Origin of the sequence: Marinovum sp. (assembly GCF_048263515.1) — a bacterium.
In the GTDB taxonomy this organism is placed as follows: Bacteria; Pseudomonadota; Alphaproteobacteria; order Rhodobacterales; family Rhodobacteraceae; genus Marinovum.
On record NZ_JBLXEC010000014.1, the window covers coordinates 69,158 to 84,702 of the forward strand.

At 66.6% G+C, this 15,545-nt stretch carries 15 protein-coding genes; 10 read left to right on the top strand and 5 right to left on the bottom strand.

Annotation, left to right across the window (positions count from 1 at the left end; translation table 11 throughout):
- The first annotated feature begins 98 nt into the window (after window positions 1–98).
- The 8 genes from hemE (at window position 99) to uvrC (ending at window position 8,147) form a co-directional block, all read left to right on the top strand.
- Window positions 99–1,136 (top strand): uroporphyrinogen decarboxylase, encoded by a 1,038-nt coding sequence (gene hemE / locus ACN0SE_RS13720; protein WP_417525093.1) that lies wholly within the window; start codon window positions 99–101, stop codon window positions 1,134–1,136.
- A 246-nt stretch (window positions 1,137–1,382) separates the two neighbouring features.
- Window positions 1,383–2,321, top strand: a complete 939-nt coding sequence (locus ACN0SE_RS13725; RefSeq protein WP_417525094.1) for an ABC transporter ATP-binding protein — start codon at window positions 1,383–1,385, stop codon at window positions 2,319–2,321.
- Window positions 2,318–3,079, top strand: coding sequence for an ABC transporter permease (locus ACN0SE_RS13730; protein WP_417525095.1), 762 nt, complete (start codon window positions 2,318–2,320; stop codon window positions 3,077–3,079). The genes ACN0SE_RS13725 and ACN0SE_RS13730 overlap by 4 nt, the downstream gene beginning before the upstream one ends.
- A gap of 171 nt (window positions 3,080–3,250) precedes the next feature.
- Window positions 3,251–4,048 carry a S49 family peptidase gene (locus tag ACN0SE_RS13735; RefSeq protein ID WP_417525096.1) on the top strand — a complete coding sequence of 266 codons (798 nt, stop codon included), beginning with the start codon at window positions 3,251–3,253 and terminating at the stop codon, window positions 4,046–4,048.
- Window positions 4,029–4,220: a hypothetical protein gene (locus tag ACN0SE_RS13740; protein WP_417525097.1), complete on the top strand. Its 192-nt coding sequence runs from the start codon at window positions 4,029–4,031 to the stop codon at window positions 4,218–4,220. Before ACN0SE_RS13735 ends, ACN0SE_RS13740 begins: the two co-directional genes overlap by 20 nt.
- Window positions 4,217–5,170, top strand: coding sequence for a calcium/sodium antiporter (locus tag ACN0SE_RS13745; RefSeq protein ID WP_417525098.1), 954 nt, complete (start codon window positions 4,217–4,219; stop codon window positions 5,168–5,170). Before ACN0SE_RS13740 ends, ACN0SE_RS13745 begins: the two co-directional genes overlap by 4 nt.
- A gap of 13 nt (window positions 5,171–5,183) precedes the next feature.
- Window positions 5,184–5,960: an SDR family oxidoreductase gene (locus ACN0SE_RS13750; RefSeq protein ID WP_417525099.1), complete on the top strand. Its 777-nt coding sequence runs from the start codon at window positions 5,184–5,186 to the stop codon at window positions 5,958–5,960.
- 312 nt (window positions 5,961–6,272) lie between these two features.
- Complete coding sequence (gene uvrC, locus ACN0SE_RS13755) at window positions 6,273–8,147, top strand: excinuclease ABC subunit UvrC (protein WP_417525100.1); 1,875 nt, start codon at window positions 6,273–6,275, stop codon at window positions 8,145–8,147.
- A 225-nt stretch (window positions 8,148–8,372) separates the two neighbouring features.
- Here the strand turns inward: uvrC and gph are convergent, their stop codons facing one another.
- From gph to ACN0SE_RS13770, 3 genes are all read right to left on the bottom strand, one after another.
- Window positions 8,373–9,026: a phosphoglycolate phosphatase gene (gph, locus tag ACN0SE_RS13760; RefSeq protein WP_417525101.1), complete on the bottom strand. Its 654-nt coding sequence runs from the start codon at window positions 9,024–9,026 to the stop codon at window positions 8,373–8,375.
- Window positions 9,023–9,700: a ribulose-phosphate 3-epimerase gene (gene rpe, locus ACN0SE_RS13765; protein ID WP_417525102.1), complete on the bottom strand. Its 678-nt coding sequence runs from the start codon at window positions 9,698–9,700 to the stop codon at window positions 9,023–9,025. The genes gph and rpe overlap by 4 nt, the downstream gene beginning before the upstream one ends.
- Before the next feature lie 70 nt (window positions 9,701–9,770).
- Complete coding sequence (locus tag ACN0SE_RS13770; RefSeq protein ID WP_417525136.1) at window positions 9,771–10,766, bottom strand: P1 family peptidase; 996 nt, start codon at window positions 10,764–10,766, stop codon at window positions 9,771–9,773.
- 201 nt (window positions 10,767–10,967) lie between these two features.
- Here ACN0SE_RS13770 and panB point away from each other — a divergent pair, with 201 nt between their 5' ends.
- On the top strand, window positions 10,968–11,801 hold the full coding sequence (gene panB / locus ACN0SE_RS13775; protein WP_417525103.1) for a 3-methyl-2-oxobutanoate hydroxymethyltransferase: 834 nt from the start codon (window positions 10,968–10,970) through the stop codon (window positions 11,799–11,801).
- Complete coding sequence (panC, locus tag ACN0SE_RS13780; protein ID WP_417525104.1) at window positions 11,798–12,652, top strand: pantoate--beta-alanine ligase; 855 nt, start codon at window positions 11,798–11,800, stop codon at window positions 12,650–12,652. The genes panB and panC overlap by 4 nt, the downstream gene beginning before the upstream one ends.
- A 78-nt stretch (window positions 12,653–12,730) precedes the next feature.
- Here the strand turns inward: panC and ACN0SE_RS13785 are convergent, their stop codons facing one another.
- Together ACN0SE_RS13785 and ACN0SE_RS13790 are read right to left on the bottom strand one after the other, a co-directional pair.
- Window positions 12,731–14,023: an acetylornithine deacetylase/succinyl-diaminopimelate desuccinylase family protein gene (locus ACN0SE_RS13785; RefSeq protein WP_417525105.1), complete on the bottom strand. Its 1,293-nt coding sequence runs from the start codon at window positions 14,021–14,023 to the stop codon at window positions 12,731–12,733.
- Window positions 14,024–14,517: 494 nt separating this feature from the next.
- A complete protein-coding gene (locus tag ACN0SE_RS13790; protein ID WP_417525106.1) occupies window positions 14,518–15,501 on the bottom strand; it encodes a DUF2125 domain-containing protein in 984 nt (327 codons plus the stop codon).
- Between the last annotated feature and the right edge of the window lie 44 nt (window positions 15,502–15,545).

Below are 15,545 nucleotides of genomic sequence, written 5' to 3' on the forward strand. Positions count from 1 at the left end.
GTGGAGCACCGGGGGCCGCGCGCGGGGCGTGACAAGCGGCTGGCTTGACATCGCCGCGCGGGCGGGGGACCAACCCGGCAACCAAAGCGGAGACCGGCATGACCCAAGCAAAAAAGACCATCCTGCGCGCGCTCGCGGGCGAGACCCTGCCTGTGCCGCCGATCTGGATGATGCGGCAGGCCGGCCGCTACCTGCCGGAATACCGTGCCACGCGGGCGCAGGCGGGCGACTTCCTGTCGCTCTGCTACAACCCCGAACTGGCCGCCGAGGTGACGCTGCAGCCCATCCGCCGCTACGGCTTTGACGCGGCGATCCTGTTCGCCGACATCCTGCTGGTGCCGCAGGCGCTGGGCGCGGACCTCTGGTTTGTCACCGGCGAGGGGCCGCGGCTCTCGACCATCACCGCGCAGCGCGATTTCGATGCGCTGAAGCCGGCGAGCGACATTCACGACACCCTGTCGCCGATCTACGAGACGGTGCGCCTGCTGTCGCGGGAACTGCCCGCAGAGACCACGCTGATCGGCTTTGCCGGGGCGCCCTGGACCGTGGCGACCTACATGATCGCCGGGCGCGGCACGCCGGATCAGGGCCCGGCACATGCGCTGAAGGACGAGAACCGGGCGCTCTTCGAGGCGCTGCTCGAGCGGATCACCGAGGCGACCATCGACTATCTGTCGTGCCAGATCGAGGCCGGCGCCGAGGTGGTCAAGCTGTTCGACAGCTGGGCCGGCTCGCTCAAGGGCGATGATTTCGAGAACTACGCCCTGAAACCGGCGAAACGCATTATCGCGGCGCTGAAGGCGAAGCACCCGGGCGTGCCGGTCATCGCCTTCCCGCGCGAGGCGGGCGAAAAATACGTGGGCTTCCACAAGGCCACCGGCGCCGATTGCGTGGCGCTGGACAATTCGGTCGATGCGGCCTGGGCGGCGGCCAATGTGCAGGTCGACGGCTGCGTTCAGGGCAACCTCGCCTCGTCGCATATGGTGAGCGGCGGCCAGGCCCTGGTCGACGAGACCCGCGCGATCGTCGAGGCCTTCCGCGGCGGGCCGCATATCTTCAACCTCGGTCACGGGATCACGCCGGACGCGGACCCGGAGAACGTGGCCTTGATGATCGGGACCGTGCGCGGGATGTGAGACGGGAGGGGTGGGTTGCAAACCCACCCTGCGGGAGAGTTTGCGGTTGGGGTGGTGGGTTGCAAACCCACCCTGCGAGAGTGTTTGTGGTTTGGGGTGGTGGGTTGCAAACCCACCCTACGCGAGGGGGCGGTGACACGCCGTTCCACTGTGCGCCAAAGCGAAGGTCGCCCTGCATCGCGATTTGATCATTGCGCCGTCGCACATGGCCATTAGATTGCCCCTGCGCGCAGCAAGGAGGCTCCGATGGCAGCAATCGTGGAAATCAACGACCTGAGAAAGGTCTATGACGGCGGCTTCGAGGCTCTCAAGGGGGTGACGCTGGACATCGAGGAGGGCGAGATCCTCGCGCTGCTGGGGCCCAACGGCGCCGGCAAGACGACGCTGATCTCGACCGTCTGCGGCATCACCAATGCCACCTCGGGCAGCGTGCGCGTCGGCGGCCATGACATCGTGACCGAATTCCGGGCCGCGCGCTCGATGATCGGTCTGGTGCCGCAGGAAATCTCGCTCGAACCCTTCGAGACGGTGCACCGCGCTGTGCGCTATTCGCGCGGGCTGTTCGGCTGCAAGCGCAATGACGCCCATATCGAGAAGGTGCTGCGTGACCTGTCGCTCTGGGACAAGCGCGATTCCAAGACCATGGAACTGTCTGGCGGCATGAAGCGCCGGGTGCTGATCGCCAAGGCGCTGAGCCACGAGCCGCGGGTGCTCTTTCTCGACGAACCCACCGCCGGGGTCGACGTCGAGCTGCGCCGCGACATGTGGAACGTGGTGGCCGAGCTCAAGGCCTCTGGCGTGACCATCATCCTGACCACCCATTACATCGAGGAGGCCGAGGCCATTGCCGACCGGGTGGGGGTGATCGCCAAGGGCGAACTGCTGCTGATCGAGGAAAAGTCCGCGCTGATGGCGCGGATGGGCCGCAAGACGCTGGACATCGAGCTGACCGAACCGGTCAGCACCATCCCCGCCAGTCTCGCCGGCTACGACCTGGAAATCGTCCAGAAGGGCGGGGCGCTGCGCTACAGCTACGACACCAACGCCGAGCGCACCGGCATCACCAAGCTGCTGTCGGACCTCGCGGCGGCAGGGTTGCAGATGCGCGACCTGCAGACACGGCAATCCAGCCTCGAGGAGATCTTCGTCGGGCTGGTGGCTGACAATTCGGAGGAAGCGGCATGAACCTGCGCGCGGTCGGATCGATCTACAAGGTTGAAATGGCGCGGTTCTTCCGCACCCTGGCGCAGAGCTTCATCTCGCCGGTCATTTCCACCTCGCTTTACTTCGTGGTCTTCGGCACCGCCATCGGCAGCCGCATCGACCAGGTCGAGGGCATCAGCTACGGCGCCTTCATCGTGCCGGGGCTGATCATGCTGACGGTGATGACGCAAGGTATCTCGAACGCGTCGTTCGGGATCTATTTCCCGAAGTTCATCGGCACCTTCTACGAACTGCTTTCGGCGCCGATCAACTTTCTCGAGATCGTGGTGGGCTTTGCCGGGGCGGCGGCCACCAAGGCGCTGTTCATCGGTTTGGTGATCCTTGCCACCTCGGCCTTCTTTGTCGATCTGACCATCATGCATCCGCTGGCGATGCTGGCCTTTCTAATCCTGACCTGCATCTCGTTTTCGCTTTTCGGGTTCATCATCGGCATCTGGGCGAAGAATTTCGAGCAATTGCAGCTTATCCCGCTGCTGGTGGTGACGCCGCTGGTGTTTCTCGGCGGGTCCTTCTACTCGATCTCGATGCTGCCGCCGTTCTGGCAGGGGGTCTCGTTCTTCAACCCGGTGGTCTACCTGATTTCCGGCTTCCGCTGGGCGTTCTTCGGCACCTCGGACGTGCCGATCGGGCTGAGCCTGCTGGCGATTGCCGGGTTCACGGCGGCCTGCCTGGCGATTGTCTGGTGGATTTTCCGGACGGGGTGGCGGATCCGGTCCTGAGGGCGGGGTGCCCGGATTTTGAGCTTTGCGCCTGGGGCAAGCGGCGTGTGGCGTATTTGGAAAGAGAAGAAGCACTCGGGCGGCGCCTGGATGGGCGGGTTTTGGTGCGGGTTTGAGGGAATGTGCAGATGAACCTTGTTTATCGTAGTGCGGGCTTCTAGATCCCTCGTCATGAAACGCTGGCTTCCCTTCATCAAATCCGGGCCCACAGTGGCCGTGTTGCGGCTCAATGGTGCGATCGGCACCGGGGGGCGTACGGCGCTGACCGACACCTCTCTGGCGCCGCTGGTCGACAAGGTCTTCAAGCGCGGCAAGCCCGATGCGGTGGCGCTCGAGATCAATTCACCCGGCGGCTCGCCGGTACAATCCTCGCTGATTGCCGGGCGGATCCGTCGGCTGGCCGAGGAGAAGAACATTCCGGTCTTCGCCTTTGTCGAGGATGTGGCGGCCTCTGGCGGCTATTGGCTGGCCAGCGCGGCTGACGAGATCTATGCCGATCACTCCTCGATCGTCGGATCGATCGGGGTGATTTCGGCCGGGTTCGGCGCCAATATCTTCCTTGCGCGGCAGGGGATCGACCGGCGGGTGCATACCGCTGGCACCTCCAAGAGCTTTCTCGATCCGTTCCAGCCCGAGAAGGAAGAGGATGTCGAGCGGCTGCGCCGTCTGCTCGACCAGCTGCATGTGAACTTCATCAGCCACGTCAAGGAACGGCGGGGCGCCAAGCTGGCCGACCATCCGGACCTCTTTACCGGCGAGGTCTGGCTGGGCGAACGCGCCCAGCAGGTGGGTCTGATCGACGGGATCGGCCATCTCGACCAGGTGATGAAGGCCCGCTTTGGCACCAAGGTGAAATTCCGCCGCTACGGCCGCGGCCGCAGCCTGGCGCAACGGCTGGGCCTGTCACTGGCCGAAGATGCCCTGGGGCTGATCGAGGAGCGGGCGGCCTATGCCCGCTTCGGGCTGTGACGTGATCGTCAAGATTGTCACTCTTTTCCTGATCGGCATGGGCGTCCTTGCGATGTTCGGCCGGCTGCGGATGCCCAGGCGGCTGACCTCGGCCAAGTGCCCGGGTTGCGGCCGCTACCGGATCGGCAAGGGGCCCTGCGCCTGCGGTCACAAGGGGGACCGTCGGGGATGATGGTCTGGCTGCTGTGTGGCCTGGGGCTGGTGATCCTGGTGCTGGCCGGCGATGCGCTGGTCAAGGGCGCGGTCAACCTGGCGCTGCGGGTCGGTATCCCGGCGCTGATCGTCAGCCTGACGATCGTGGCCTTCGGCACCTCGGCGCCGGAGCTGCTGATCGCCATCGAGGCGGTGATGCAGGGCGCGCCGGGCATTGCCATGGGCAATGTCGTCGGCTCGAACACCGCGAACATCCTTCTGGTGCTGGGCCTTCCTGCGATCCTCTCGGGGCTGCACACCTCGGGCTGCGACACCCGCAAGACATATGTGCAGATGCTGCTGGCCTCGGTGCTTTTCATCGGGTTGGCGTTCTTTGGCGTCTTTGCCTGGTGGTCGGCGCTGATCCTGCTGGCGGCGCTGGGCGGCATGCTGTTTCACGCCTCGCGCACCGCGGTGCGCCACCGGCGCGAGGCCAGGGCCGCGGTCGAGACGCTGGACGATCTCGAAGGCGCCGATCCCGACATGTCCTGGCCCAAGATCGCGATGTTCCTGGGGCTGGGACTGGTGGGCCTGCCGGTGGGGGCCGATCTGCTGGTCGAGAATGCCTCGGTCATTGCCAAGCGCTACGGCGTGTCCGACACGGTGATCGGGCTGACGCTGGTGGCGGTGGGCACCTCGCTGCCGGAGCTGGCTACCACGGTGATGGCGGCGCTGCGGCGGCAGGCGGACGTGGCGCTGGGCAATGTCATCGGTTCGAACATGTTCAACCTGCTGGCGATCATCGGCATTGCCGCGCTGATCGAGCCGATCCCGGTCGACCGGCAGTTCCTGACCTTCGATCTCTGGGTGATGCTGGCGTCCTCGCTGCTGATCTTTCCCTTTGTCTTTCTGCGCTGGGACATGGGGCGGGCCTGGGGCGTGGCGTTGACGGCGCTCTATGTCGGCTATGTGGTCGTGGTGATTGCCTGAGAAGGAGAGCGGAATGCGCGCATTGGTGACAGGAGCCGGCCAGCGGCTGGGACAGGCCATGGCGCTCTGCCTGGCGGAGCGGGGCCATGACGTGGCGGTGCATTACGCAAGCTCTGCCGAGGGCGCCGAGGACACCGTGGCGCGGATCGAGGCGCTGGGCCGCAAGGCGGTGGCGCTGCAGGCCGATCTGCTGGACGAGGCGGCGACACAGGCGCTCTTGCCGCGCGCGGTCGCGGCGCTGGGCGGGCCGATCACCGTGCTGGTCAACAATGCCTCGATCTTTGAATATGACACCATCCGGACCGCGACCCGCGACAGCTGGGACCGGCACATGGAAAGCAACCTGCGCGCGCCTTACGTGCTGACCCAGGCGCTGGCGGCACAGGCGCGGTCGGCGGTGGAGGACGCAGGCGGCGAGCCTCTGGCGCAGGCGCTGGTGGTCAACATGATCGACCAGCGGGTGCGCAAGTTGACGCCCGAGTTCTCGACCTACACGCTGGCCAAGATGGGGCTCTGGGCGCTGACGCAGACGGCGGCACAGGGGCTGGCACCGGATGTGCGGGTCAATGCCATCGGCCCCGGCCCGACCCTGCGCGGCGCTCGCCAGAGCGAGGAGCACTTTGCCAGGCAACGCGCCGGCACGGTGCTGAACCGCGGCGCCGATCCGTCGGACATCACCGCGGCGCTGGCCTATCTCCTCGAGGCGCGGGCGGTCACCGGACAGCTGATCTGCGTCGATGGCGGGCAGCACTTGGGCTGGCAGACGCCCGATGTTCTCGGGGTTGAGTAGAGCCGCGGTGACACGCTCTCGCCTATACGTCGGGCGAGTTGTACACCGACGCCTCGTGCCCTCACGGAAACCTCACGAATATATAAAGTTTTCATGATGTTACAATTATTGGATAATAATTCCACGCAATATCAGAGGGTTATAAAGGTGCCTAAAAATTAGGCGATTTAATCAACCCGCCTTAGCAAAACGGATAATCCCGGCTCTTCGGGTGTAACCCCCAGAGTTATCCACACGAACCGTGGATTTGTTTTTACTTGCTGCCAGGCTGATGCCGTTGCAGCGCCAGACCGGGAATCATAAGTTAACGCCATGACGGATTTGCCAGAGGGGCAGGCAGCCCCAGACCTGACCGGCCACGCCTGCATCCAGGCTTATCTGAAGACGCTGGACAGCTCGCCCGGTGTCTACCGGATGCTCGACGCGAAAAATGCGGTGCTTTATGTCGGCAAGGCGCGCAACCTGCGCGCCCGGGTGTCGAACTATGCCCGCCCCGCCGGTCACAGCCCGCGCATCGCCAGGATGATCCGCGACACTGCCTCGATGATGTTCCTGACCACGCGGACGGAAACCGAGGCGCTGCTGCTCGAGCAGAACCTGATAAAGCAGCTCAAACCCAAGTACAACGTGCTGCTGCGCGACGACAAAAGCTTCCCCAATATCCAGGTGACGGACCACGCCTTTCCGATGATCCGCAAGCACCGCGGCGCCAAGAAGGAGAAGGGGGCCTATTATGGCCCCTTTGCCAGCGCCGGCGCGGTGAACCGGACGCTGAACCAGCTGCAGAAGGTGTTCCAGCTGCGCAACTGCTCCGACACGATGTTCGAAGGGCGGACCCGCGCCTGCCTGTTGCACCAGATCAAGCGGTGCTCGGCGCCCTGCGTCGGCAAGATCTCGGAAGCGGCCTATGCCGAGAGCGTGCGCGACGCTGAGCGGTTTCTTTCGGGCCGGTCGACCAGGATACAGGAGAAGCTGGCGGGCGAGATGCAGGCGGCCTCGGAGGCGATGGAGTTCGAGCGCGCCGCGTCCTTGCGCGACCGGATCCGCGCGCTGACCCAGGTGCAGACCGCCCAGGGCATCAACCCGCGCACGGTGGACGAGGCCGACCTGATCGCGCTGCACCTGGAGAATGGTCAGGCCTGCGTGCAGGTGTTCTTCATCCGCGCCGGTCAGAATTGGGGCAACCGCGATTTCTATCCGCGTGTGGGCGAAGACGTCGAGGCGGGGGAGGTGCTCGAAGCCTTCATCGGCCAGTTCTACGACACCAAGGAGCCGCCGCGTCAGCTGATCCTCAGCCATCCGGTCGACAACGAGGACCTGATGATCGAGGCGCTGAGCCAGAAGGCAGGGCGCAAGGTCTCGCTGCTGGTGCCGCAGCGGGGCGAGAAGGCCGAACTGATCGAGAGCGCCACGCGCAATGCTCGCGAGAGCCTCGGCCGCAAGATGGCCGAGACCGCGACCCAGGCGAAGCTCTTGCGCGGGGTGGCCGAGGCCTTCGGACTCGACAAGCCTCCCGCGCGGATCGAGGTCTATGACAACAGCCACATCCAGGGCGCCCATGCGGTGGGGGCGATGATCGTGGCGGGGCCCGAAGGCTTCATGAAGAACCACTATCGCAAGTTCAACATTCGCGGCGACGACCTGACGCCGGGCGATGACTTCGGCATGATGAAGGAGGTGCTGACCCGGCGCTTCAAGCGGCTGCTGAAGGAGGACCCCGAGCGTGAGAAAGGGCTCTGGCCCGACCTGCTGCTGATCGACGGCGGCGCGGGGCAGGTCTCGGCAGTGGCGGAGATCATGCGCGAATACGGCGTCGAGGATATCCCGATGGTGGGTGTGGCCAAGGGCATCGACCGCGACCAGGGCAAGGAAGAGTTTCACCGGGTGGGCCAGCGGGTGATGGCGCTGCGCCGCAATGACCCGGTGCTCTATTTCATCCAGCGGTTGCGCGACGAGGCGCACCGCTTTGCCATCGGCACCCACCGGGCGAAACGCTCAAAAGCGGTAGGCGCCACGCCGCTCGACGAGATCGCGGGGGTCGGCGCGGCACGCAAGCGGGCGCTGCTGCAGCACTTCGGCTCGGCCAAGGCGGTGAGCCGGGCCAACCTGGTGGATCTCAAGGCGGTGGAGGGTGTCTCCGAGGCGCTGGCGGAGAAGATCTACGCCTTCTTTCACGAAAACGGCTGAGCTTTCCGGCAGGGCGCTGCGCGCGCAGGGTGGGGTTCCGTTCACGCCACGGAGGCGTTGGGGGCGGGGCCCCCAAACCCCCGGCCTGAAGTGGCGATGGTGTGCACGGGTGTTTGCGTTGATTAAGGGCTCTGCCCACAAACCCCCAACTTTGAATTGGGGGCTCTGCCCCCAAACCCGCAACTTCAAATTGGGGGCTCTGCCCCCAAACCCCCGAGGGTATTTTCAAACAGAAGAAGACTGGAGCGCGACGAGCCTGGGGAGGTCGGCGAAGCTGCGGAAGCTGGCGGTGTGGGGGAGTGCCTCGACCGGGCTTTTGCGGTATCCTTCGGTGAAGAGCAGGAAGGGCACGCCGGCGGCCTGGGCGGTTTCGGCGTCGGTCTCGCTGTCACCGACGTAAAGCGGGCGGGGGGCGCCGTCGAGGGCGGCATGCAGCATCGCCGGGTCGGGCTTGCGCGTGGGCAGACTGTCGCCGCCGATCACCCGGTCGAAGGTCAGCGCCAGACCGGTGTCGGCGAGGCATTTCAGCGTCGCCTCATGCGGTTTGTTGGTGCAGATCGCCAGGCTGTGACCCTGATCGCGCAGCACGCCGAGGGCGGCGCTGACACCGGGATAGAGCGCGCTGAGCGGGGTTTCGACCTCGGAGTAGAGCGCGAGGATGCGGTCGTGCAGTGGGGTGGTTTCGCTTTCGGATAGGCCCACTTCGGCGACGACCTGTCTGACCAGCGCTGGCAGGCCGCGGCCGACGAAGCCCTGGACCTTTTGTTGTGGCAGCGGGGCGATGCCATGATGGGAGAGCGCCGCATTCACGCAGTCGGCGATCTGCGGCACGCTGTCGATCAGCGTGCCGTCGAGATCGAAGGCAATGGTCAGGCTCATGTCAGGCTGTCACGGATGGCCTGCATGTTGCGACCGTAGACCTCGGGGGCATCGACCGAGCCGCCCTTGAAGACGGCGGAGCCTGCCACCAGCACATCGGCGCCGGCCGCGACCACCAGCGGCGCGGTCCGCGGATCGACGCCGCCGTCGATCTGGATATGCACCTCGCGGTCGCCGATCATCTCGCGCAGGGCGCGGACCTTGGCGGTCATGTCGATGAACTTCTGTCCGCCGAAGCCGGGGTTCACCGTCATCACGCAGACCATGTCTGCCAGATCCAGCACCTCGCGCACCGCATCCGCCGGGGTGCCGGGGTTGAGCGCAACACCGGCCTGCATGCCGGCGGCCTTGATCGCCTGCAGGGTGCGGTGGATGTGCGGGCCGGCCTCGACATGGGCGGTCAGCATGTCGGCGCCGGCCGCGGCATAGGCGTCGATATAGGCGTCCACCGGCGAGATCATCAGGTGCACGTCCATGAAGGTTTTCACATGCGGGCGAAAGGCTTTGACGGCGGGCGGGCCGAAGGTGAGGTTGGGGACGAAATGCCCGTCCATCACGTCGACATGCACCCAGTCGGCGCCCTGATCCTCGATGGCGCGGATCTCGGCACCGAAGTTGGCGAAGTCGGCGGAAAGGATCGACGGGGCGATCTTGACGGAACGGTCGAAGGGCATGGGCATCTCCTGCGGGTTTGCCGCCTCTTAATCCGCGGGGCGCGCGAGGTCCAGCGTCACGGGCCGGGCGTCAGTCAGGCTCCGCCCAGCAGGGCATGAGATCGCCGGGTGCCGGTGTCGCGAGGAAGACTGCCCGCGCGATGGCGCGGCTGAGGCAGGTGGCGGCGGCGTGGCAGATCTCGATCATCTGCCAGTCCGTTGCGGTCATCTCGACCGCGCCGGTGGCGGCGGCAAAGACCAGGTCGCCGTCCATCGGCGAATGCGCCGGCACGATGGCCCGGGCGATGCCGTCATGCGCCGCGGTGGCCATGCGCTGCGCCTGCGCCTTGGTGAGCACCGCGTCGGTGGCGACGATGGCGATGGTGGTATTGGCACCGGGGGAGAGCGCGGCGAGCTTGCGGCTGTGGCTCAGGTCGACGGGTTTAGGGGCCGGGTCGGGGCCCCGTTGGCCGAACTCGTTGCCGATCTCGAAGGGTGCGGCCCAGAAGTGGCGGTCGCCCGGCGTGGTGACGCTGCCCACCGGGTTGGCGGCGACCAGCGCGCCGACGGTGATCTCGCCCAGCCGCAACGAGGCCGAGCCCAGCCCGCCCTTGAGCCGCGCGGTGGTGGCGCCGGTGCCGGCGCCGACCGATCCCAGGGCAAAATCCGCAGAGGCCGAGGCCAGCGCGCTGCGGCCGAGCGCGGGGTAGGGGTTCGGTGCCCAGTCCTTGTCGCCGCCGTTGAGCAGGTCGAAGAGGATCGCCGCCGGCACGATCGGCACCCGCGCCGGGCCGACGGCAAAGCCGCGGCCTTGTTCTGCCAGCGCATCCATCACGCCCTGCGCCGCCGCCAGGCCAAAGGCCGAGCCGCCGGACAGCACAAAGGCGTCGACCCCGGGGGCCATCTTGTCAGGTGCCAAGAGGTCGGTCTCTCGCGTGCCGGGGGCGCCGCCCATCACCGCGACCGAGGCGACGAACGGCGTGTCGCCCACCAACACCGTGGTGCCGGATTTCAGCGCCATGTCCTGGGCATTGCCGACGCACAGCCCTCTGACATCGGTGATCAGGTTGCGGGGGCCGGGTGTCATCTGTGCGGCGTGTGTCATCTGACCCTTCCGTTCTGCGTGTTGCCACGATCCGCCACGGGCGCGACCTGCGCAAGCCGCGATTTATCCTTGCGTGTCGCGGCCGGTCGCCGCCACGATCTTGCGCGCCGGCGGTCGAGGTCTCTAGATTCCGCCGCGGCGCGCTGATACATCGGGGCAACTTGAAGCAACCGGAGGCCCGCCATGAGCGCGACCGCCCGCCAGAAAGCCCCCATGCCCGCCGAGATCCGGGCGATGAAAGGGGGGACCCCGATCGTTTCCCTGACAGCCTATTCCACCCCGATGGCCCGGATGATGGACGCGCATTGCGACTTTGTCCTTGTCGGCGACAGCGTGGCGATGGTGCAGCATGGCCACAGCTCGACCCTCTCGGCGACGATGGAGATGATGATCCTGCATGGCCAGGCCGTGGCCCGCGGGCTCGAGACCGCGATGCTGGTGGTCGACCTGCCGTTTCGCAGCTACGAGGAAAGCCCCGAGCAGGCGTTCCGCAACGCCGCGCGTCTGATGGCCGAGACCGGCGCCGGGGCGATCAAGCTCGAAGGCGGCGAGACCATGGCCGAGACGATCCACTTCCTCAGCCGCCGCGGGATCCCGGTGATGGCGCATGTCGGGCTGACGCCGCAGGCGATCCACACGCTGGGTGGCTACAAGGTGCAGGGCCGCGGTGCCGGCGCGCAGCAGCTTCTGGCGGATGCGAAGGCGGTGTCCGACGCCGGCGCGTTTTCCGTGGTGCTGGAAAAGGTGACCGAGACCCTGGCCGACCGGATCACCCGCGAGATCCCGATCCCGACCATCGGCATCGGCGCCTCGGCGGGCTGCGACGGTCAGATCCTCGTGGTCGACGACATGCTCGGGCTGTTCACCGCCTTCAAGCCCAAGTTCGTCAAGCGCTATGCCCAGCTCGGCAGCGATGGTGAGGCGGCGATTGCCGCCTATGCCGCCGAGGTGCGGGCGCGCGAGTTTCCGGCGGCCGAGCATGTCTTTGCCGACGAAGCCCCGGGGAAATCCGCGTGAGCGTGCCGATCATCCGCGATCTCGCCCAGCTGCGTGAGATGACCACCACCTGGCGCCGCGCCGGCGATGTGATCGGCGTGGTGCCCACGATGGGGGCGCTGCATGACGGCCACCTGAGCCTTGTCGCCGCCGCCAAGGCGCGGGCCGACCGGGTGATCGTGACGATCTTCGTCAACCCCAAGCAGTTCAACAACCCCGAGGACCTGGCCAACTACCCCCGCACCGAAGAGGATGACGCCCGCAAGCTAGCGCGCTTCGAGGTCGATGCGATCTGGGCGCCTGACGGTGACACCATGTATCCGCCGGGATTCTCGACCAATGTCTCGGTCGCCGGGCTGACCGATGTGCTCTGCGGCGCGCACCGGCCGGGGCACTTCGACGGCGTGGCGACGGTGGTGACCAAGCTCTTCCGCCAGACCGCCGCCGATCTGGCCTTTTTCGGCGAGAAGGATTTCCAGCAGCTGCAGGTGGTGCGCCGGTTGTCGCGCGATCTCGACCTCGGGGTCGAGGTGGTGGGCTGTCCGACCATCCGCGAGATCGACGGGTTGGCGATGTCGTCGCGCAACCTGCTGTTGTCGGACCGGGCCAGGGTCAAGGCCCCACGCCTGCACGAGGTGATGGAAGTCATCGCCACGGGGCTGGCCGCCGGGGACAGCATGCAGACCCTGGTGCCGCCGGCGCTCAAGGCCCTGGAAAACGCCGATTTCCTCAAGGTCGACTATCTCGAGCTGCGCAGCTGCGACACGCTTTCTCTGCTCGACCGCCCGACCGAGCCGGCCCGGCTTCTGGCCGCGGCGCATCTGGCCGGCGTGCGGTTGATCGACAATATCGACGTCCCGCAGATCGGTTGAGGACAGAGCCGCGTATTTGAAAAGAGAAGAAGCACAATTTTACTAAAATCCTCGCTTCTTCTCTTTCCCAAATACGCCTCACTCCGGCAGGTCCAGGCACAAGGCTGCCAATGACAGGGCCATCACCTGGGCGCTGTCGATCATGTCATCGATCCCCACCCATTCATCGGGCTTGTGCGCCAGTTCCAGCACGCCCGGCCCGTAGGCGATGCAGTTCTTCAACCGTCCGATCCGGTCGATGTGTTTCTGGTCATAGGTGCCGGGCGAGGCGACATAGGCCGGGGCACGGCCCATGACCGTTTCGATGGCGCGGGCCACGGTGACCACCACCGGCGCGTCCCGATCGGTCATCGAGGGTGCGACGTGGTTGAGCTCCTGCAGGCGGTAGTCGAACCTGTCGCGGGTGGTCTTGAGGTCCTCGAGCAGCGCCCGGACCTCGCCGGAGACGCTGTCGTGGCTTTCCTCGGCGAGGTAGCGCCGGTCGATCACCATGCGGCAGCTGTCCGGCACGCAATTGGCCGGCAGGCCGGTGTCGTCGCGGGCTTTCTCCGCCTCGCCGCCGTGGATCGAGTTGATGTTCATCGTCGATTGCCGCGCACCTTCCGGCACCACCGGCATCTCGGTGCGCCGGGCCGCCATGGCGGGGAAGAGCCGGGTCTCGAAGGCCTCGATCACCGCCCCCATGTGGCGCACCGCGCAGTCGCCGAGAAAGGGCATGGCGCCATGGGCGATCTCGCCCCGGGTCTCTATCTCGGCCCACCATGCGCCGCGGTGGCCGAGGCAGATGCGGTCCTTGTTGAGCGGCTCGGGGATGATGACGTGCTGCACCCGCTCGGGCGAGAAGAACCCCTGTTCGGCCAGATAGGCGACGCCGCCATAGCCGCCGGATTCCTCGTCGGCGGTGCCGCTGATCTCGATCGCACCGGCAAAATCCGGGCAGAGGTCGACAAAGACCTCGGCCGCGATGATCGAGGCCGCCAGCCCGCCCTTCATGTCGCAGGCGCCGCGGCCGTAGATGCGGCCGTCTTTCACCGCGCCGCCAAAGGGGTCTTGGGTCCAGCCCTGGCCAACCTCGACCACGTCGGTGTGCGAGTTGAAATGCACGCAGGCCCCGGGAAAAGCGCCCTCGCGCCGGGCGATGACATTCCAGCGTGGGTAGCGGTCGCTGTCGCCGGGGGCGCCTGTGGCGCGGATCAGCTGGGTCTCGAAGCCGCGTTTGGCGAGGCGCCGGGCGAGATATTCGCAGATCTCGCGGTAGTTTGCGCCCGGCGGGTTCAGCGTCGGGATGCGGATCAGGTCCTGTGTCAGCGCGATGAGGTTATCGCGCCGTTCGGTGATTTCGTCTCTCAGGCGTCGCGATATGGCGGTCATTTGCGCAGTCTTGCCGTTGGAGTCTCGGGGTGCAAGAGGGATGGCGTGTGATGCTCTGCGATTGAGCAGTGCCCCTGCGCGTTAACAGCGGCCGCAGGCCGCCGCGCATCGCCGGGCCGCCCACCGGCGCGGCGATTTGGCTGACGTAGGCGCGTCGCTTAGGTCTTTTGCGGTAGTGGCCTGAATAAAGCGTTGTTGAATTGGCCTTGGTTCGCCACACGTCGGCCCGACGATACACGGCTCTTCGCGACGCATTGGCGTTAAAGCACCCTGCGCGTTAACAGCGGCTGCAAGCCGCCGCGCATCGCCGGGCCGCCCCGCCGGCGCGGCGATTGGTCTGACCCAAGCGCGCCGATCCGATCTCTTCCGGATTTGGCTGCCATAAAGCGCTGCCGAACCTCCGCAGGGGCGCCGCACCGCGGCCCGGCGTTGCGCGGCTCTGTCGGCGTGGAGCGAACCCGCCCCGGACCTGATCCGGGGCCTCTGGTCCGACGTCAGGGAAAGCGCAGGCTTGGGGCCTCGCCGACCGGCAGCGGCCCGAGCCAGAGGCGGTCGTCCTCCAGCCGCAGGGTCACGTCAAGTGTGCGCCGCCCGCCGGAGAGCCCCGAGACCAGCGACAGTGCCGCCTCGATCCCGTCGGCCAACCCATCGGGAAGCTGACCGGAGGCGCGCACCACGTCGAGCATTTCCTGCCAGTTGGTGGCCTGGATCTCGACCTCGCCGGTGGGGCGGCCCTTGCCGTCGATCTTCAGATCGCCGCTCAGCCGCAGCGCCATCGGGCCCCATTCCAGCGCCGCCTCGCTCACCGTGAGGCGGGTCGGCTGTGGCTCGGCGGAGGTCCCGAGGGCAAACGGCGCGTCGACCGCCAGCTGCGCGGCGATGCGCGCCTCGGAGAAGGTCTCTGGCAAGGCGCCCCCGGTGGCGGCAAGCCAGGCGCTGGGCAGGGCGAGACTCTCGGCGGTCAGCGCCAGATCATAGGTCGCCTCGTCAACCCGCGTGCCGGCGATGCGCAGTTGAGAGATTGCCGTGGTCGCGCCGTCGCTGCCGGTGATGTTCAGCACATCGGCCACCAGGTTGCCGCGCGCCAGGGCATGGTCTGCCCCTTCGGTCACCAGGCTCGCCTGCATCTTGTCGCTGGTCACGCTGACCGGCCCGTCGGGCGTCAGCAGCACCTGCTCGCGCGGCCAGGCGGTGATGGCGTGGTGCCGGTTGTAGCTCAGCAGAAAAAGCTGGAAGAACGGCGCCTCCCAGCCATAGCCGCTTACGGAGTCGAGAAGGCGCAGCTCGGTCCAGGTGGTGTCATGCCGGTTGGGAAAGCCGCGCACCGCCTGGTCGGAATACTCCGCCTGCCAGCCCTCGGCGCGACGCTCGGCGAACCACCCGTCGTAGCTTGCCACCAGGGTCTGTCGCCCCCAGAGCCAGTAGCCCGACCAGGCCAGCGCGGCGAGGACGATGAGCAGGACAAGACGTTTCATCATGAGGCTTTCTCCGCAGTCGGGCTTTCGCCGCTTGCCGCAATGCT